Annotated in this window: 19 protein-coding genes; 17 read left to right on the forward strand and 2 right to left on the reverse strand. The window is 36.9% G+C overall.

Annotation, left to right across the window (positions count from 1 at the left end; translation table 11 throughout):
• The first annotated feature begins 392 nt into the window (after window positions 1–392).
• The 6 genes from NMM25_RS04030 to NMM25_RS04055 all read left to right on the forward strand — a co-directional run bounded on the left by NMM25_RS04030 (window position 393) and on the right by NMM25_RS04055 (window position 7,243).
• Window positions 393–893, forward strand: coding sequence for a hypothetical protein (locus NMM25_RS04030; RefSeq protein ID WP_239823556.1), 501 nt, complete (start codon window positions 393–395; stop codon window positions 891–893).
• Between the two features lie 111 nt (window positions 894–1,004).
• The gene (locus NMM25_RS04035; protein ID WP_084860003.1) at window positions 1,005–1,592 is read left to right on the forward strand and encodes a hypothetical protein; all 588 of its coding nucleotides are present in this window, start codon (window positions 1,005–1,007) and stop codon (window positions 1,590–1,592) included.
• 114 nt (window positions 1,593–1,706) lie between these two features.
• A complete protein-coding gene (gene pezA, locus NMM25_RS04040; protein ID WP_225750124.1) occupies window positions 1,707–2,183 on the forward strand; it encodes a type II toxin-antitoxin system antitoxin PezA in 477 nt (158 codons plus the stop codon).
• Window positions 2,183–2,953, forward strand: a complete 771-nt coding sequence (gene pezT, locus NMM25_RS04045; RefSeq protein WP_254736035.1) for a type II toxin-antitoxin system toxin PezT — start codon at window positions 2,183–2,185, stop codon at window positions 2,951–2,953. Before pezA ends, pezT begins: the two co-directional genes overlap by 1 nt.
• Before the next feature lie 12 nt (window positions 2,954–2,965).
• Entirely contained in the window at window positions 2,966–5,218 is a 2,253-nt protein-coding gene (locus NMM25_RS04050) for an AAA family ATPase (RefSeq protein ID WP_254736036.1), read from the forward strand.
• 3 nt (window positions 5,219–5,221) lie between these two features.
• Window positions 5,222–7,243 (forward strand): UvrD-helicase domain-containing protein, encoded by a 2,022-nt coding sequence (locus NMM25_RS04055; protein WP_254736037.1) that lies wholly within the window; start codon window positions 5,222–5,224, stop codon window positions 7,241–7,243.
• A 523-nt stretch (window positions 7,244–7,766) separates the two neighbouring features.
• Here the strand turns inward: NMM25_RS04055 and guaA are convergent.
• Window positions 7,767–9,329: a glutamine-hydrolyzing GMP synthase gene (gene guaA / locus NMM25_RS04060; protein WP_038806148.1), complete on the reverse strand. Its 1,563-nt coding sequence runs from the start codon at window positions 9,327–9,329 to the stop codon at window positions 7,767–7,769.
• A gap of 140 nt (window positions 9,330–9,469) precedes the next feature.
• Here guaA and NMM25_RS04065 point away from each other — a divergent pair, with 140 nt between their 5' ends.
• From NMM25_RS04065 to NMM25_RS04115, 11 genes are all read left to right on the forward strand, one after another.
• Window positions 9,470–10,168, forward strand: coding sequence for a GntR family transcriptional regulator (locus tag NMM25_RS04065; protein WP_000936178.1), 699 nt, complete (start codon window positions 9,470–9,472; stop codon window positions 10,166–10,168).
• A gap of 136 nt (window positions 10,169–10,304) precedes the next feature.
• Window positions 10,305–11,591: a U32 family peptidase gene (locus NMM25_RS04070; RefSeq protein WP_000169095.1), complete on the forward strand. Its 1,287-nt coding sequence runs from the start codon at window positions 10,305–10,307 to the stop codon at window positions 11,589–11,591.
• A gap of 14 nt (window positions 11,592–11,605) precedes the next feature.
• Window positions 11,606–11,917 (forward strand): CHY zinc finger protein, encoded by a 312-nt coding sequence (locus NMM25_RS04075; RefSeq protein ID WP_042902337.1) that lies wholly within the window; start codon window positions 11,606–11,608, stop codon window positions 11,915–11,917.
• 231 nt (window positions 11,918–12,148) lie between these two features.
• Window positions 12,149–12,349: a F0F1 ATP synthase subunit C gene (locus NMM25_RS04080; protein WP_001054556.1), complete on the forward strand. Its 201-nt coding sequence runs from the start codon at window positions 12,149–12,151 to the stop codon at window positions 12,347–12,349.
• Window positions 12,350–12,383: 34 nt separating this feature from the next.
• The gene (gene atpB, locus NMM25_RS04085; protein ID WP_000392869.1) at window positions 12,384–13,100 is read left to right on the forward strand and encodes a F0F1 ATP synthase subunit A; all 717 of its coding nucleotides are present in this window, start codon (window positions 12,384–12,386) and stop codon (window positions 13,098–13,100) included.
• Between the two features lie 13 nt (window positions 13,101–13,113).
• Window positions 13,114–13,608, forward strand: a complete 495-nt coding sequence (gene atpF, locus NMM25_RS04090; RefSeq protein ID WP_000558543.1) for a F0F1 ATP synthase subunit B — start codon at window positions 13,114–13,116, stop codon at window positions 13,606–13,608.
• The gene (locus NMM25_RS04095) at window positions 13,608–14,144 is read left to right on the forward strand and encodes a F0F1 ATP synthase subunit delta (protein WP_254736038.1); all 537 of its coding nucleotides are present in this window, start codon (window positions 13,608–13,610) and stop codon (window positions 14,142–14,144) included. Before atpF ends, NMM25_RS04095 begins: the two co-directional genes overlap by 1 nt.
• Before the next feature lie 14 nt (window positions 14,145–14,158).
• Entirely contained in the window at window positions 14,159–15,664 is a 1,506-nt protein-coding gene (gene atpA / locus NMM25_RS04100) for a F0F1 ATP synthase subunit alpha (protein WP_254736039.1), read from the forward strand.
• A gap of 15 nt (window positions 15,665–15,679) precedes the next feature.
• Entirely contained in the window at window positions 15,680–16,558 is an 879-nt protein-coding gene (locus tag NMM25_RS04105) for a F0F1 ATP synthase subunit gamma (RefSeq protein ID WP_254736040.1), read from the forward strand.
• Between the two features lie 191 nt (window positions 16,559–16,749).
• The gene (gene atpD / locus NMM25_RS04110; protein ID WP_000094371.1) at window positions 16,750–18,156 is read left to right on the forward strand and encodes a F0F1 ATP synthase subunit beta; all 1,407 of its coding nucleotides are present in this window, start codon (window positions 16,750–16,752) and stop codon (window positions 18,154–18,156) included.
• Window positions 18,157–18,166: 10 nt separating this feature from the next.
• Window positions 18,167–18,586 (forward strand): F0F1 ATP synthase subunit epsilon, encoded by a 420-nt coding sequence (locus NMM25_RS04115; RefSeq protein WP_000940837.1) that lies wholly within the window; start codon window positions 18,167–18,169, stop codon window positions 18,584–18,586.
• A gap of 43 nt (window positions 18,587–18,629) precedes the next feature.
• On the opposite strand, the gene NMM25_RS04120 is transcribed toward NMM25_RS04115, so the two are convergent.
• On the reverse strand, window positions 18,630–19,643 hold the full coding sequence (locus tag NMM25_RS04120) for a lactonase family protein (protein ID WP_254736041.1): 1,014 nt from the start codon (window positions 19,641–19,643) through the stop codon (window positions 18,630–18,632).
• Window positions 19,644–19,811 lie beyond the last annotated feature (168 nt).

Raw genomic sequence — 19,811 nt, forward strand, 5'->3', positions numbered from 1 at the left:
CCTAACCCAGCTTAAACCTACTGTTTCCACGATAGCTACCTCCTTTCAAACATAAAAAACGTAGCTATATTAGTTACGTCTCTACTCAATCAATTATCTTGATATTATTAGTATGCCATAAATTTTAAAATAAAAAAATTAGGATAAGATTTTTTTACGTTATTCACTTTTACCTAGTACTGTGTGTTTAGCGTGACTTACACATACGTTTCTGTCAACGCTAAACACACAGAAAAATCAGAATCGCAAAAAAATTGAGGGATGAGAGAAAGAGGTATAAGTACAAAAAAATTGAGAAGTAAACAACACCGTTATCAGTTTTTTTTAATTTTTTATTTTTATAATTTGGAAAAATGGCATACTATATACAGAGAGAAAGTAGGAGGTTGCATATGTATGAAGCATATGTTTTTTTTATTACAGGCCTAGTACATGAACTTGGCCCTCCAGACATTGGTATCATTCAATTTATTTTTAAACTCAATAAACAACAAAAGGAGAATAAAATGAACGTTTATAAAGAGTATTTATCTAAAAAAATTTTAGAGACTGTAAATATCGAAATTGAAACAGGTGCGGATTTTGATGTCACTGTTAATTTTTGCCGTGATGAATATAATTTTTATCTAACTTTATCTCGTGAAGGAGAAGAACTAGAGTTTGATTTCATTGATGATAGGTTGAATTTGATTATTTATCACTGTTGCCATGACAAACTATATTATAGTATTACAGAAATGAATGAGATTTTAAATTTCAAATACGCAATTGATATGTTAGTTGAGTTGTTCGTGACCAATAAATGGTATACGTTTGTACCAGATTTAACTACTCATAATCTCTGGAAATTGGTTGAACAGTATAAAACAGGTGAATTAAGAGATTATTATTAAGATTGAAATATCTAATTATTGAAAAAAAGGTAACTAGACGTTACAATAAAACATGTGAATTAGTTTTTTTAAATATCTGATAGTAAGAGATAGTTAAAAAGGGATTATGAAATGAAAACTCCAAAGCTATATAATGAATTGATTAATGAGAAAAAAATTACAAATGAAATTATTGCAGAATGTATATATTCTGTGAATAAACGAGCTAAAAATTATCGTGATAAAATTAAAGAATACAAAAATGGAAGCTTCCATCAGCATTTGGAGAGTAATATTGAAAAAGCGGAAGAGGAAATGGGGAAATACTATCAGCTAAAAGAAGAATTTTTGAAAGTATTTACCCCGAATCTGATCCACAAACAATTCATTGGAGAAGAGAAAAAAAGAGTATTTAGTTATGAAAAAAACTATGAGAAATTGTTGAAAGAAAAAACTAATGATATTTTTTGGAAAAATAGTTACTATGATTACGACAAAGATATGGGGATCGAGTTTTTTGATTATCATCTAGGAACAAAAAAATATCTATATTTCTTATATTACGAAATTGGGGAATATAGTTTTCATTCACCCGTTTCTGAGAAAATTGCTGAAAGCAATACAGAATTAGAAATTCAAGAAATCGACGAAAATTTCAAAACTCATGGCTCTAAGATTGAAGGATTGCTGTCAATGCAATTTGTAAAAAAAGTCTTGTAATTACTGCAAAACGATGATTATACAATTGTGAATCTAGTGTAAATAAAAACGCACCATTTTTGGTGCGTTTTTATTTTTTGTGCTATAATAGAAATAAATAAAAGGAGGAGTTACATGATTGGAGAAAATATAAAAACGTTACGTAAAACACATAAATTAACCCAGCCTGAGTTTGCAAAGATTGTTGGTATCTCTAGAAATAGTCTGAGTCGTTACGAAAATGGGACAAGTCGAGTTTCGACAGAATTAATAGATCGTATCTGCAAGAAATTTAATGTTTCGTATATCGATATCGTAGGGGAGGAAAAAATGCTCACACCAGTAGAAGATTATCAATTAACTCTGAAAATTGAAGTGATTAAAGAACGAGGGGCGAATATCTTAGCGCAACTTTATCGTTTTCAAGATGAACAAGGAATTGCATTTGATGATACTTCTAATCCTTGGGTTCTAATGAGCGATGATTTGTCTGATTTGATTAATACGAGGATTTATCTTGTTTCAACTTTTGAGGATATAGAGCGATTTAATGGCTATTTGGATGGTATTGAACGTATGCTAGAACAAGCTAGTCATCTGGTGGTGGCTTAATGAAACTAGAAGAATTTAGTCAAGATAATTTTGAACAAGCCTCCAAACGGCTTATCCGTTCTTTAACTCGTGGAAAAACAACCTCATCTCATCCTAAGGCTATTTTGCTCGGTGGACAGAGTGGTGCTGGGAAAACAACGATTCATCGTATTAAACAAAGGGAATTTCAAGGTAATATCATTATCATTGATGGGGATAGTTATCGCTCTTTTCATCCGAACTACCTTGGTCTACAGGAAAAGTATGGCAAAGATAGCGTGGATTATACCAAAGTATTCGCGGGACAAATGGTTGAATATCTTGTAGATGAGTTGAGTAAAAAAGGTTATCATTTGTTAATCGAGGGTACCTTGAGAACAACAGAAGTTCCCCGAAAAACGGCCCAATTATTGGCAACTAGAGGATATCAAGTCTCACTTGCACTGATTGCGACCAAGCCAGAATTATCTTATCTCAGTACCTTGATACGTTATGAGGAGCTCTACGCCATAGATCCTAATCAAGCGAGAGCGACTCCCAAAGAGCACCATGATGGAATTGTAGAATATTTAGTTGATAACTTACGAGAGTTAGAAAATGACAAAATTTTTAATCAAATTCAAATTTATCAAAGAGATCAATCGTGTGTTTATGATTCGGAAGTAGATCAAATCTCAGCAGCAGAACATCTACACGAATGCCTATTTGGAAAATGGAGTAAGGTGGAGGAAGAGATGTTGAAGATGGGACAGGAACGGTTGAGAGAGCTGGGTATGAGAACTCCAAAATAGGAGAGAATTTTTATGTATTTAAAAAGTTTATCAATAAAAAATTATAGAAAATATGGCGAAGAAGTTCAGGTAATTAACTTCGCTCATAGCAAATGGCCGGAAATTCCAGAAGATGAAGATGAAACAGAGAAAATAAATATAACAGAAGAGTATATATCAAAAAGTTCGTCATTAATTGTAGGTAAAAATAATTCTGGTAAAAGTACAATTGTCAAATTATTGAATACACTACAAAATAGTAAGTCAGGTAGTCGTAGTGTTTTTAAATATACCGATTTTAATTTAAAAATATTATCAGATTGGTATCACGAAAATATTGACAATAAATCTGAAGAAGAGATAGAAAGTATTGATCAATCTTATTTTCCTAAACTAGAGTTTCAGTTGATATTAGGAATCGATGATGGAAATGATTTGATTTCAAGTTTCGAAGATATATTAGTTGTAAGTGGTATAAAAACAGTAGAAACTCAAGAAAATCAAGATATTGCGGAAGTAACTATCGATATTAAGTATGAAGTGGCGGATGAGAAATCTTTTAAAGAAGAGCTTATTAAACTAAAAAAAAGTAATTCAGAAACAGATAATCAGCAAGATAAAAATATCGTATATAAAAAAGAGATTCAATATCGACAATTTTTAGGTTTATTTAGCAGTAATTATTTTGTATTAAATTTTTATCCTATAGGAAAAGAGGAGCCTGCTAAAGAATTTTCTCTATCTTCATTGCTAAAGGTAGAAACAATAGAGGCAAATACGGTTAAAAATGACAAGACACTTTCGCAAGCTTACAATAAAATAGTCTCAACTTATATAAAAAATAATGATATAGCTACAATTGATAAATTAGTTGGTGACATTAATTATCAAGTAAAGGATATGGTTGATACCAATATCAAGAATATTCTTCAGAGTGCAGTATCAAGCATTGAATCAACTAAGAATTTAAAGATGAATTTACATCCAGATGTAACTTTAGAGAAAATTTTTGCAAATAGTATTATTTATGAGTATCAAGAGGGAAATAATAATATACCTGAAAGCCAGTTTGGTATGGGATATACAAACTTGATGGTTATTATTGCAAAGATTGTTGACTACATTGAATTATACAGCAAGAAAGATATTAATGGTTCAGTAAATATTCTTTGTATTGAAGAACCGGAGTCGTTTATGCATCCCCAGATGCAGGAGCTGTTTATAAAGAATATTTCAAAAGCAATCGCTACCTTATTAGGAAAAAAACAGCAGCTAGATACATTTCAAATTATCATTACGACTCACTCAACACATATTTTGAACAGTAAGATTCAATCAGGAAATACACTTAATAATATTAGTTATCTAGGTCAAGCAGGTGTAAATAATATCATAAAGAACATAAGTGATGACGCAATAGTATCTGGTAGAAATATTGATAAAAAAGCTTATGAATATATCAAAAAATATTTAAGACTAGAGGTATCAGATATTTTCTTTGCTGATGCAGTTGTTTTAGTTGAGGGAGTTTCTGAAGAAACTTACCTGAGATATGAGATTGATAAACACCCAATATTGAAGAAGCATCATATTAAAGTTTACAGAATTGATGGAGCATACGCTCACCAGTTTATTAGTTTATTGGACTTATTAGAAATTAAAACTGTTATTTTTACAGATTTAGATTTAAAAAGATCTGAATCCGAAAAGAAAGTTGATATAAAAGATAATGATGATCCTGATCCTGATGTGATTCCACAAAACATATCAGATTTAGAGAGTAAATATGCAGCTGCAACGAGCTCCTTGAGTACGAATGGTACTCTGCAATATTTTATAAAAAAAGAGCTAAAAGATGAAGAAGCTAAATATGGTGAGATTAATAACAAGATAATCGAAAAGCTTAATAACAATGAAGAATTGATTATTGATTACAATAACATCACTATGTTCTCGCAAGGTAAAATAAATGGATATTATGCTACTAGCTTTGAGGAAGCAGTTGTTTTAACGAATGCAGGAAACGAAGATGAAAATAAATACAAGAAATCCTTGATTAAAGCACTACAATATGTCCATCCTAATATGAGGTATTTTGGTGATATTGATGAAACATCAGAAATAGCCGATAAATCTTATATGTATCAAGTTAAATTATCTGATGGAAAATCAAGGTTTTCTACTGGGATTGTATATTTATCTGTAACTGATGATGACTTCAGCCTTAAACAACCTCAGTATATTGAATCAGGTTTGAACTCACTTTGTAGTTATTTTAAGGAGTAAAATATGACATATACGATTAGTCCAGAAAATAAACAACTAGAGTTAGATATTCAGCAAAAAATTAATGAATGTTTAGATAACTTTGAGAGTTTTTGTTTTGATGCTGGTGCTGGTGCAGGGAAGACCTATGCACTTCAAAAATCAATTGAACATATTTTGAAGAGTGAGGGAGAAAATTTAAAGTTAAGAAATCAAAAAATCTTATGTATTACATATACTAATGCTGCAAAAGATGAGATTCTGGCTCGACTTGGAAAAAATTCTTCGGTAATAGTTTCCACAATTCATGAATTTCTATGGGGATTTATTTCTATTCAGCAAGAGTTACTGACTATAGAACATAAGAATAAAATAATTGATGAACTCCATGCTATTGATTATAAAATAAATGAAAATTCTCCTTCTAACAGTGTTAATCTAGTTGATTTCCAAAATAAGATTAATGATGATAAATTTATGAAAATTTTCTACAATACACCTAGTTCTCCTGCAGAGAATTTTAAAGCTATTATAAGAAAGCATGATAAATACTTTTCTCCCTATTTAAGTAATGTTAGTAAGTTTAGCAGTTTAGTTAAGGATATTAATAAAAAGTATAAACTCGAAATAACATTAAAGGAAATTGAAGATAAAGAATCTAAAAAAATCATTTATAATCCAGTTCAAAACCGTGATAAACTTGAAAATTATGTCATTAGTCATGACACATTATTACTTTACTGTAAAAATATAATTACCAATAAAGATATATTAAAGAGATTATTTTCGGATAGGTATCCATATATTTTAATTGATGAGTACCAAGATACAGATGAAAAAGTTGTTGCTATTATTGATAGTATCAGGGAATATTCAAATTCTCGGAAAAAGTTAGCAGTAGGATTTTTTGGTGACTCCTTGCAAAATATTTATGGTTCAGGAGTGGGGATTCTTCCAAATAAACATGAATATAAAATCATTGAAAAAAAATTTAACCGACGTTCTTCTAAGCAGATTGTCGAGTTAATTGAAAAAATTAGAAATGACAATTTTGGTCAACAGTCTATATATAATGATTTTGATAATGGTTCTTATAATTTTTATGTCGCTGGTGATGAGTTTAACTTAGATACTTTTTTACAGGAAAATCAACTAATTAATAATACTGCTTACCTTCTTATGAAAAATGATGATATTTCTAAAGCAAGAGGATTTGATGAATTATTATCAGTACTGAAAAAGTTCCCCAGATTTAGTGGCAATAACTGGGATAATGTAAACAGTGAATTTCTACAGAAAAATCTACAACATATGGGGTGGTTCTTGAGAGAAATTCTAATTTTTATAGACTTTATTCAAAAATCAACAGATTGTAATTCAACTGTTAAGGAAGTTATTCAATTTATAGCAACGTCTAAATCATCACTAACTTTTGCAGTGTTGAAACAGTTTATTGACAATTTGAGAGAGATTAATCCATCAATACTTACAATCGATGAATGTCTTAGTAGAATCGTTAATATTCAAGAAGAAATATCAGGTAAAGAGATTTTAAGAAAAATATTTTCCATAGATGATACAGCAGACAACATTCTACTGAATATAAAGAATCGTGCTTATGATTATTTTTACTATTCTCAAGATTCGGAGGAATCGGAAAGAGAAACGGCAGTTGTTGATGAATTTTTTAATCTAGATATTTCTCAATTTATCAAGTGGTATAATTATATTTTTGATAATTTGAAAAATGAAGGAATTGGCTATTACACATTGCATGGCTCAAAGGGGCTAGAATTTGAAAATGTAGTTGTTGTGCTACAAGATAAATTTGCAAAAAAAGAAAATTATTGTAAGTATTTTTTTGAAAAATATAATACTTCAATTGATTCTGATTCACAATTTCAAGAAGTTCGCAATCTTTTATACGTTGCTTTTTCAAGAGCCAAGAAAAATCTTCATGTAATTTATAAAAATAATAATCCAGAACATTTATTAGAGAATATAAAGGATATTTTTCAAGAAATTCACAATTTAAATTCATATTAGACCTATGTTTATGAAGTTTTGCTCTTTCATTTTTTATGTAAGTAGAAAATTTAAGTTGGACTATACTTGTAAAGCAATTCTAGCTGATTCCTAGATACGATTATATCATCAAACTGATTTTGAAAAAATATAAATACAAAATTTACAAAACAATAACAATTTAAATGGTGTGAACTTTTTGGTAAAATCTAGCTCAATTCGTGTATTTTCAGGGTAAAATTCACACCATTCAACTGAAATTTATTCAAATTAGATGAAATTCTGTTTTCTGTAAATGTTGGAAAACATTGATTTTAAGACCATCTTGAAACTTATTCAAATAGAAATGTTTCCAACCAGGTCTTAAGAAAGCTCGTAAAGCATCAAATAATAGAAGAATAAAATTTAATATAAAAAATCCCATCAGAATATTTCTGGTGGGATTTTTGGTGGGGAACCAATCAATTTTGATTGATTTTTAACCTTTTATAATAACTGAAAATGCTGTTAAATCAACCATTTCACTTCAAATCATGTTTATAAATCATTCCCACTCAACGGTTGCAGGTGGTTTACTTGTAATGTCGTAGACGATACGGTTAACGTGATCCACTTCATTTACGATACGTACAGAAATCTTTTGAAGGACTTCCCAAGGAATTTTGGCAAAGTCAGCTGTCATACCATCGATAGAAGTGATCGCACGAATGGCGATGGTGTAGTCATAAGTACGACCATCACCCATAACACCGACTGAACGAACGCCTGTGTTGACAGTGAAGTATTGCCAGATATCGCGGTCAAGACCAGCTTTAGCAATTTCTTCACGAAGGATGGCGTCTGATTCACGGACAGTTTCTAGTTTTTCTTCAGTGATTTCGCCCATGACACGGATAGCAAGTCCTGGTCCTGGGAATGGTTGGCGCCATACGATGTGGTCTGGCATACCAAGCTCTGTACCGAGGGCACGGACTTCGTCTTTATAAAGAGTGTTCAATGGTTCAATCAGTTCAAACTGCATGTCTTCTGGAAGACCACCAACGTTGTGGTGTGATTTGATGGTTTGAGCTGTGTCAGTACCAGACTCAATCACGTCAGTGTAAAGCGTCCCCTGAGCAAGGAATTTCACATCTTTGAGCTTGCTTGCTTCGTCATCAAAGACATAAACAAACTCGTTACCAATAATCTTCCGTTTTTGTTCAGGATCAGATACACCTGCAAGTTTATCAAGGAAACGTTTCGCAGCATCAGCTTTGACGATGTTCAATCCAAACTTACCACCAAGCATGTCCATAACTTGATCCGCTTCCCCTTTACGGAGAAGACCATGATCTACAAAGATACAGATTAATTGATCACCGATCGCTTTTTGAAGAAGAACTCCAACAACAGAAGAGTCAACACCACCTGATAGGCCGAGAAGAACACGCTTGTCACCTACAGTTTCACGGATTTTCTTGATCTGCATATCGATAAAGTTGTCCATTGACCAATCGCCTTTAGCCTTACAGATGTTAAGGGCAAAGTTGCGAAGGATATCATTCCCGTATACAGAATGGCGCACTTCTGGGTGGAATTGGATACCGTAAATGTGCTTTTCTGGGTTTTCAATAGCTGCATAAGGACAGTCAGCAGAAGTTCCAGTACGAACAAAATCAGCTGGAATTTCTGTTACAGCATCACCATGGCTCATCAAAACAATCTGTTCTTCAGGAGTCCCTTCAAAGAGGGCAGAAGTGGTATGAGTAAGTGGTGATTGGCCATACTCGCGGTTACCAGCATCACCTGCAGGAACAACTTTTCCTCCAAGTTTATGAGTTAAAAGTTGCATACCATAGCAGATTCCCAAAATTGGAATGCCAAGTTCAAAAATTTCTGGATCAATATCAAATGAACCATCTTCGTATACAGAGTTTGGTCCACCAGAGAGGATGATCCCTACAGGGTTAATGGCACGAACCTCTGCAGCTGAGATTTTGTGACTTTTTAGCTCTGAAAAAACACCAATTTCACGAATACGGCGGGAAATCAGCTGGTTGTATTGGCTACCATAGTCCAGCACGATGATTTTTTCGACATCTTGCAAATCAGTTGAAATGTTGCTCATCATTTTCCTTTCTTAAAAGAAATATCTTTTTCAATATTCTATCACAAATAGGGGCGAATTACCAACTAAACAAGGCAAAGTTTGACTTTTTCTTAGCAAATACGGTACAATGGAGAAAATAAAGAAAAGAAGTGAGAATCATGTTACCAGCTTATATGAAAATCCACGATCAGATCAAGAAGGATATAGATGAGCATCATTGGAAAATCGGAGAGAGACTTCCAAGTGAGCGAGATTTAGCTGAACAGTTTCAAGTTAGCCGGATGACATTACGCCAGGCTATCTCCCTCTTGGTTGAGGAAGGAGTTTTGGAGCGTCGTGTAGGAAGTGGGACCTTTGTCTCTAGCACTCGTGTCCAAGAAAAAATGCGGGGAACGACTAGTTTTACGGAGATTGTCAAATCTCAAGGGAAAGTCCCTTCTAGCCAGCTCATTTCTTACAGAAGAACCATTCCAAATGAGCAAGAGGTCGCTAAGCTAGGGATTACTCCGACAGAGAATATTATCCGCATGGAACGGGTGCGTTATGCTGACCAAGTACCGCTAGTCTATGAAGTCGCATCCATCCCTGAGAAATTCATTAAGGATTTCAAAAAAGAAGAAATCACCAGTCATTTTTTCCAAACCTTGCAGCAACATGGCTACCGGATTGGCAAATCCCAACAGACCATTTATGCGAGATTGGCTAAGGAAAAAATTGCTCACTATCTAGAAGTCGAAAAGGGGCATGCCATTTTAGCCTTGACCCAGGTCTCTTATCTTGAAGATGGGACGGCTTTCGAGTACGTAAAGAGTCAATACGTTGGTGAACGCTTTGAATTTTATCTTGAAAATAACTAGTCTAGAAAGGCTAGTTTTTTGTTTTAGAAAAGATTAGAATTGTCAAAACAATCTGTCTAGGCTTGATTTTATCCATTATTTACTATAAAATGAGAAGGAAAAACGTCAAACTTTTATATTGCAAATAGGAGAAAAAATGACAAAAACATTAAAACGTCCTGAGGTTTTATCACCTGCAGGGACTTTAGAGAAACTGAAAGTAGCTGTTCAATATGGTGCGGACGCAGTCTTCATCGGTGGGCAGGCCTATGGTCTTCGTAGCCGTGCTGGAAACTTTACTTTTGAACAGATGGAAGAAGGAGTCCAGTTTGCTGCCAAGTACGGTGCCAAGGTATATGTGGCTGCGAACATGGTTATGCACGAAGGAAATGAAGCTGGCGCTGGAGAATGGTTCCGTAAGTTGCGTGACATTGGGATTGCCGCAGTTATCGTGTCAGATCCAGCCTTGATTATGATTGCAGCAACAGAAGCACCAGGTTTAGAAATCCACCTCTCTACTCAGGCCAGTGCCACTAACTATGAAACTCTAGAGTTCTGGAAAGAACTTGGTCTAACTCGCGTGGTTTTGGCCCGTGAAGTTTCAATGGAAGAATTGGCAGAAATTCGCAAACGTACAGACGTTGAGATTGAAGCCTTTGTCCACGGAGCCATGTGTATTTCTTACTCAGGTCGCTGTACGCTATCAAACCACATGAGTATGCGTGATGCCAACCGTGGTGGTTGTTCACAGTCTTGCCGTTGGAAATACGATCTTTACGACATGCCATTTGGTCAAGAACGCAAGAGTCTTAAAGGTGAAATTCCAGAAGAATTTTCAATGTCAGCCGTTGACATGTCCATGATTGACCATATTCCAGATATGATCGAAAACGGTGTAGACAGTCTCAAGATTGAAGGTCGTATGAAGTCTATCCACTATGTTTCAACTGTGACCAACTGTTACAAGGCAGCTGTAGATGCTTATCTCGAAAGTCCTGAGAAATTTGAAGCCATCAAACAAGACTTGGTGGACGAGATGTGGAAAGTTGCTCAACGTGAATTGGCAACAGGTTTCTACTATGGTACGCCGTCTGAAAATGAACAGTTATTTGGCGCACGTCGTAAAATTCCTGAATACAAGTTTGTCGCTGAAGTGGTTGCTTATGATGATGCGACTCAAACGGCAACCATTCGTCAACGAAATGTCATCAACGAAGGCGATCAAGTTGAGTTTTATGGACCAGGTTTCCGTCATTTTGAGACTTATATAGAAGATCTTCATGATGCCAAGGGCAATAAAATCGACCGTGCTCCAAATCCAATGGAACTCTTGACAATCAAGGTCCCACAACCTGTTCAAGCAGGGGACATGGTCCGCGCTCTCAAGGAAGGTCTTATCAATCTCTATAAGGAAGATGGAACCAGCGTTACAGTTCGTGCCTAGAGAAGGAAATGTGAATGAATCAAGCACAAGGTTTGTTAGTTGATAATGAAGGTAGATGTATTCATTACCATGGTGAAAAGGATATCGTTTCCCTCCAGTGTTATGAGTGTAAAAAATACTATGCTTGTTATCAGTGCCACAATGCTATGGAAACGCATTTGTTTTCGCCCTATCCCTTGATGCTTTCTGAGGATCGACCGATCTTATGTGGGGGTTGTAAGAGGACAATGACTTTCCAAGATTACCAAAAACAGATGGCTTGTCTTTACTGCAGTGCACCATTTAATCCAGGTTGTAAACAACACTATTCCTACTATTTTAAATAAAATGAATCGATCCAAGTTCTTAACTTGGATTTTTCAGTTTGTTTCAGAAAATATAGTAAAATCAAGAAAAACACGCAATCTAAAATGGAAAAACTTTTTATAAAATAGTGTAAAAATAGCAAAAATAGAAATATATTATCTGAAACGCTTCCAACGTAAGTAAAAAGTTGACAAAAACAAATTTTAGGACTAAACTAAGTAAGTAAATTTTAAATAAAAGGAGAATTCATCATGAATTTAACATTTTTCGGTCTTTGTCTTGCCTGTATGGGTGTATCTCTTGCAGAAGGTATGTTGATGAACGGTTTGTTCAAATCAGCAGCTCGCCAACCAGACATCATCCCACAATTACGTAGCTTAATGATCATGGGGATTGCCTTTATTGAAGGAACGTTCTTGGTTACCCTCGTCTTTTCATTCGTCATCAAATAGACAAATGGAACGAGAAGAAAAGGGAGGATTCTAGATGGAAGAAAGTATCAATCCAACCATCAATATTGGTCCTGTTACCTTTGATTTAACCATGTTAGCCATGACCTTGTTGATTGTGGGAGTTGTTTTTGGCTTTATCTATTGGGCAAGTCGCAATATGACTTTGAAACCCAAAGGAAAGCAAAATGTACTTGAGTATTTCTATGACTTCGTTATTGGATTTACAGAACCTAACATTGGTAAAAGCTACATGAAAGACTACTCGCTCTTTTTCCTTTGTCTATTTCTATTTATGGTACTGGCAAATAACCTCGGTTTGATGGCGAAACTTCAAACTACAGATGGGACAAACCTTTGGACATCGCCAACTGCAAATCTCCAGTTTGACTTGGCCTTGTCATTTGGAATTATCCTGATGACCCATATTGAAGGGATTCGTCGCCGTGGGATTAAAAAATATCTAAAAGCCTATATCACACCTGGCTTTATGACTCCCATGAATATCTTAGAAGAGTTTACCAACTTTTTATCACTTGCCTTGCGGGTGTTCGGAAATATCTTTGCTGGAGAAGTGATGGCTAGTTTGCTAATCACTCTATCTCATCAAGCTCTATATTGGTATCCAGTTGCTTTTGGTGCTAACTTGGCTTGGACAGCCTTTTCTGTCTTTATTTCCTGCATCCAAGCCTATGTGTTTACCATGTTGTCTTCTATGTACTTAGGAAATAAGATAAATGATGGAGAAGAGTAGAAAGGAGTAACAGATGCACGTAACAGTAGGTGAATTAATTGGTAACTTTATTTTAATCGCTGGCTCTTTTATCCTTTTGATTGTCTTAGTTAAGAAATATGCGTGGTCAAACCTGACAAGTGTCTTCGAAGAAAGGGCAAATAAAATTGCTGCTGATATTGATGGAGCTGAACAAGCTCGTCAAAAAGCAGAAACTCTTGCTCAAAAACGTGAAGATGAATTGGCTGGTAGTCGCAACGAAGCCAAAACAATCATTGAAAATGCTAAAGAGACTGCAGAGAAGAGTAAAGCAGATATTCTAGCAGATGCTAAAGTAGAAGCAGGTCGCTTAAAAGAGAAGGCGAATCAAGAAATTGCTCAGAATAAAGCTGAAGCTTTGCAAAGTGTTAAGGGCGAGGTGGCAGATTTGACGATTAGTCTCGCTGGTAAAATCATCTCAAAAAACCTTGACAGTCATGCTCATAAGGAACTCATTGATCAGTATATCGATCAGCTAGGAGAAGCCTAATGGACAAGAAAACAGCAAAGGTAATTGAAAAGTACAGCATACCTTTTGTCCAATTAGTGATTGAAAAAGGAGAAGAAGATCGGATTTTTTCAGATTTGGATCAAATCAAGCAAGTTGCAGAAGAAACGGGCTTACCTTCTTTTTTAGCTCAGGTGGCAGTTGATGAGTCTGATAAGGAAAAAACAGTTGGTTTTTTTCAAGACTCTGTCTCACCTTTAATGCAAAACTTTATTCAGGTTCTGATTTACAATCACAGAGCAAATCTTTTTTATGATATCATTGTTGATTGTTTGAATCGTCTTGAAAGAGAAACCAATCAGTTTGTAGTCACGATTTCTTCAGCTCATCCTTTGACGGACGAACAGAAGGAACGTCTGCTCCCATTGATAGAGAAAAAAATGTCTCTGAAAGTACGGAGTATTAAAGAACAAATTGATGAAGGACTCATTGGTGGTTTTGTCATTTTTGCTAATCACAAGACAATTGATGTGAGTATAAAACAACAACTTCGAGTTGTTAAAGAAAATTTGAAATAGAAAGTGGTGTTCTTTTGGCAATTAACGCACAAGAAATCAGCGCTTTAATTAAGCAACAAATTGAAAATTTCAAACCCAATTTTGATGTGTCTGAAACAGGTGTTGTAACCTATATCGGGGATGGAATTGCGCGTGCTCACGGTCTTGAAAATGCCATGAGTGGAGAGCTGTTGATCTTTGAAAACGGCTCTTATGGGATGGCGCAAAACTTGGAGTCTACAGACGTTGGGATTATCATCCTTGGAGACTTTACAGATATTCGTGAAGGTGATACCATTCGCCGTACAGGTAAAATTATGGAAGTACCTGTGGGGGACAGCCTGATCGGACGTGTTGTCGACCCACTTGGTCGTCCAGTTGATGGTCTTGGTGACATCCATACTGACAAAACTCGTCCAGTAGAAGCACCAGCTCCTGGCGTTATGCAACGTAAGTCTGTATCTGAACCATTACAAACAGGTTTGAAAGCTATTGACGCGCTTGTACCGATTGGTCGTGGTCAACGTGAGTTGATTATTGGTGACCGTCAGACAGGGAAAACAACCATTGCAATTGATACAATCTTGAACCAAAAAGGGCAAGATATGATCTGTATCTATGTAGCGATTGGACAAAAAGAATCAACAGTTCGTACGCAAGTAGAAACACTTCGTCAGTACGGTGCCTTGGACTACACAATCGTTGTGACGGCTTCTGCTTCACAACCGTCTCCATTGCTCTTCCTAGCTCCTTATGCTGGAGTTGCTATGGCGGAAGAATTTATGTACCAAGGCAAGCATGTTTTGATTGTTTATGATGATCTTTCAAAACAAGCGGTCGCTTATCGTGAGCTTTCCCTCTTGCTTCGTCGCCCTCCAGGTCGTGAAGCCTTTCCAGGGGATGTTTTCTACCTCCACAGCCGTTTGCTTGAGCGCTCAGCTAAAGTTTCTGATGAGCTTGGTGGTGGATCAATCACAGCCCTACCATTTATCGAGACACAAGCGGGGGATATCTCTGCCTATATCGCAACCAACGTGATTTCTATCACTGACGGACAAATCTTCCTCGGTGATGGTCTCTTCAATGCGGGTATTCGTCCAGCTATCGATGCGGGTTCATCTGTATCTCGTGTAGGTGGTTCTGCACAAATCAAAGCTATGAAGAAGGTTGCTGGTACACTTCGTATCGACCTTGCTTCATATCGTGAGTTGGAAGCCTTCACTAAGTTTGGTTCTGATTTGGATGCGGCTACTCAAGCTAAGTTAAATCGTGGACGTCGTACCGTTGAAGTTCTGAAACAACCAGTTCATAAACCATTACCTGTTGAGAAACAAGTAACCATTCTTTATGCTTTGACACATGGTTTCTTGGATACGATTCCTGTAGATGACATTGTTCGTTTTGAGGAAGAGTTTCATGATTTCTTTGATGCACAACATCCAGAGATTTTGGAAACTATTCGTGAAACAAAAGACTTGCCAGAAGAAGCAGTCTTGGATGCTGCGATTACAGAGTTTCTCAATCAATCCAGCTTCCAATAAGAATAGAGGTGTCAAATGGCAGTATCTCTAAATGATATTAAAACAAAAATCGCCTCAACAAAAAATACGAGTCAAATCACCAATGCCATGCAAATGGTATCGGCTGCCAAGTTAGGTCTCTCTGAAGAAGCAGCACGCAACTTTCAAGTTTATGCTCAGAAGGTTCGTAAGCTTTTGACGGATATTCTGCATGGTAACGGATCTGGTGGTTCTACCAATCCGATGCTCATCAGTCGCCCAGTTAAGAAAACAGGCTATATCGTTATTACTTCAGACCGTGGCTTGGTTGGAGGTTATAATGCTTCCATCCTTAAAGCTGTGATGGAGCTGAAAGAAGAATACCATCCAGATGGTACAGGTTTTGAGATAATTTGTATTGGTGGTATGGGAGCTGATTTCTTTAAGGCTCGTGGCATTCAACCAATCTATGAACTACGTGGCTTGGCCGACCAACCTAGTTTTGATGAAGTTCGTAAAATTATTTCAAAAACGATTGAAATGTATCAAAATGAACTTTTTGATGAACTCTATGTCTGCTACAACCATCATGTCAATACTCTCACAAGTCAAATGCGTGTGGAACAAATGCTGCCGATTGTTGACTTAGATCCAAATGAAGCGGATGAAGAGTATAGTTTGACATTTGAGTTGGAAACGAGTCGTGATGAGATTCTAGAGCAATTGTTGCCACAGTATGCTGAAAGTATGATTTACGGGGCTATTATCGATGCCAAGACAGCTGAAAATGCTGCAGGTATGACAGCTATGCAGACAGCGACTGATAATGCCAAAAAGGTCATCAATGATTTGACAATCCAGTATAACCGTGCCAGACAGGCGGCGATTACACAAGAAATTACAGAAATCGTAGCGGGGGCTAGTGCCTTAGAATAAGGCTTTGCTTCCCTCGTATTAAAATGAACTTATACTCAATGAAAATCAGAGAGCAAACTAGGAAGCTAGCTGCAGGCTGTACTTGAGTACGGTAAGGCGACGCTGACGTGGTTTGAATTTGATTTTCGAAGAGTATTAGGACCTAGTTGAGCTAGGAACCGATAGTATCTTATATAGAATAGGAGAAGGAGATGAGTTCAGGTAAAATTGCTCAGGTTATTGGACCCGTTGTCGACGTCTTGTTTGCAGCAGGGGAAACACTTCCTGAGATTAATAATGCACTTGTCGTCTACAAAAATGACGAAAGAAAAACAAAAATCGTCCTTGAAGTAGCCTTGGAGTTGGGTGATGGTATGGTCCGTACGATCGCCATGGAATCAACAGATGGTTTGACTCGTGGTATGGAAGTTTTGGACACAGGCCGTCCAATCTCTGTGCCAGTAGGTAAAGAAACTTTGGGACGTGTCTTCAACGTTTTGGGAGATACCATTGACTTGGATGCTCCTTTCGCTGAAGACGCTGAGCGTCAGCCAATTCATAAGAAAGCTCCAACTTTTGATGAATTGTCTACCTCATCTGAAATTTTGGAAACAGGGATTAAGGTTATCGACCTTCTTGCCCCTTACCTTAAAGGTGGGAAAGTTGGACTCTTCGGTGGTGCCGGAGTTGGTAAAACTGTCTTGATCCAAGAATTGATTCACAATATTGCCCAAGAACATGGTGGTATTTCAGTATTTACTGGTGTTGGGGAACGTACTCGTGAGGGGAACGACCTCTACTGGGAAATGAAAGAATCAGGCGTTATCGAGAAAACAGCCATGGTATTTGGTCAGATGAATGAACCACCAGGAGCACGTATGCGTGTTGCCCTTACTGGTTTGACAATCGCCGAATACTTCCGTGATGTAGAAGGCCAAGACGTGCTTCTCTTTATCGATAATATCTTCCGTTTCACTCAGGCTGGTTCAGAAGTATCTGCCCTTTTGGGGCGTATGCCTTCAGCCGTTGGTTATCAACCAACCCTTGCTACGGAAATGGGTCAATTGCAAGAGCGTATCACTTCAACTAAGAAGGGTTCTGTAACCTCTATCCAGGCTATCTATGTGCCAGCGGATGACTATACTGACCCTGCGCCAGCAACGGCCTTCGCTCACTTGGATTCAACAACTAACTTGGAACGTAAGTTGGTACAGTTGGGTATCTACCCAGCCGTTGATCCACTGGCTTCAAGCTCTCGTGCCTTGGCACCTGAGATTGTTGGTGAGGAGCACTATGCAGTTGCTGCTGAAGTCAAACGTGTCCTTCAACGTTACCATGAATTGCAAGATATCATTGCTATCCTTGGTATGGATGAACTCTCTGATGAAGAAAAGACTTTGGTTGCTCGTGCCCGTCGTATCCAGTTCTTCTTGTCTCAAAACTTCAACGTTGCCGAACAATTTACTGGTCAACCTGGTTCTTATGTACCAGTAGCGGAAACAGTTCGCGGCTTTAAGGAAATCCTTGAAGGAAAACATGACCATCTACCGGAAGATGCCTTCCGTGGTGTCGGTTCAATCGAAGACGTCATTGCTAAGGCTGAGAAAATGGGATTTTAAGAGGTGATCTATGGCTCATTTAACTGTCCAGATCGTGACACCAGATGGCCTCGTCTATGATCACCATGCCAGCTTTGTATCGGTACGAACTCTGGATGGTGAGATGGGGATCTTGCCACGACATGAAAATATGATTGCGGTTTTAGCGGTTGATGAAGTGAAGGTAAAACGAATCGATGACGATACTCATGTGAACTGGATTGCAGTGAACGGAGGAATTATCGAGATTGCCAATGACATCATTACTATTGTAGCAGACTCAGCAGAACGTGCTCGTGATATCGATATTAGCCGTGCCCAACGTGCTAAACTTCGTGCTGAACGTGAGATTGAAGAAGCACAAGATAAACACTTGATTGACCAAGAACGGCGAGCTAAGGTTGCTTTGCAACGTGCCATTAACCGTATCAATGTCGGAAATAAATTATAAAATAAAAATGAACTTGCTTAAGCAAGTTCATTTTTATTTTACATTAATGTTTAAATGTGATGCAAACGGCTTCGGGAACTCGGAAATCGTTAGAAAGCTCAGCTAATCGACCAGTTTCGGGATTACGTTTAAAGACGGTTGCATTATCTGAATCTTGGTGAACTGCAATTAGAAATTCTTGGTCAGGAGTTAAGTCGAAATCACGTGGTGTTTTACCATGACTTGGCACAATTTCTAATAATTCAAGACTACCATCAGCTAGGATGCTAAATACAGCAATGGAATCATGACCTCGGTTGGATGCATAGAGGTATTTGCCGTCTTTTGAAAGACGAATGGCAGCAGTAGCATTAAATTCCTCATATCCATCTGGCAAAGTCGAAATGACTTGCATGCGTTCAAATTCACCAACACCATCGTAAATCAAGACTTCAATGGTACTGTTGAGTTCACAGATGAGGTAGGCAATCTTATAATGATGATGGAAAACGATGTGGCGAGCGCCTGCTCCAGCTTGGCTGTGATAAGTGTAGAGTTTACTTAGTTTTCCTTCTGGGCTAACATCGTAGGTCGTTACTTCATCCGTTCCTAGATCACATGTGACGAGATACTGGTCAGGTGTTAGATCCGTAAAGTGTATATGTGGGGAAGATTGGTTTTCATGAGGACCTCGTCCGCTATGCTGATATAGATCTGTTTGGATGAGGTTACCATCCGATTGACGTTTATAAACTAGAACTTGACCTTTATGATAGTTGGCCCCATAAACGAGACCACGTTTTTCATCTACTGCCACATAACAATGAGGAGCGCCTTCTTCCACCACATGATTTAACAAAGTGCCGTCGGTCTTGTAAGCAGCGATTCCACCCAAGCCATCCTGGCTCCCTACAGTGTATAAGTGTTGCTGTTGGTCAAAGGCAAGGTAGGTCGGACTTGGTTCAGCAGCAAAGAGTTCAAGATTTGCAAGCTGGCCTGTTTCTGTATTAAAATCTGCCTTGTAAATCCCTTTAGATAAGCGACGAGTGTAAGTTCCAAAATAAACAGTTTCTTTCATGTCCATACCTCTTAATAATGATAAGTTCATTATACCACAAAATGAAATTCTTAACTGACTTTCATCATTTTTTGAAAATTACAGAAAACATCTTAGGGAGATTTATTTAGTTTTTACCTTGCTTTCAAAAATCAAAGTGATATAATAATCATATATTTGATTTAAAGG

This window comes from Streptococcus sp. CF10-1, from assembly GCF_024295825.1.
Lineage (GTDB): Bacteria > Bacillota > Bacilli > Lactobacillales > Streptococcaceae > Streptococcus.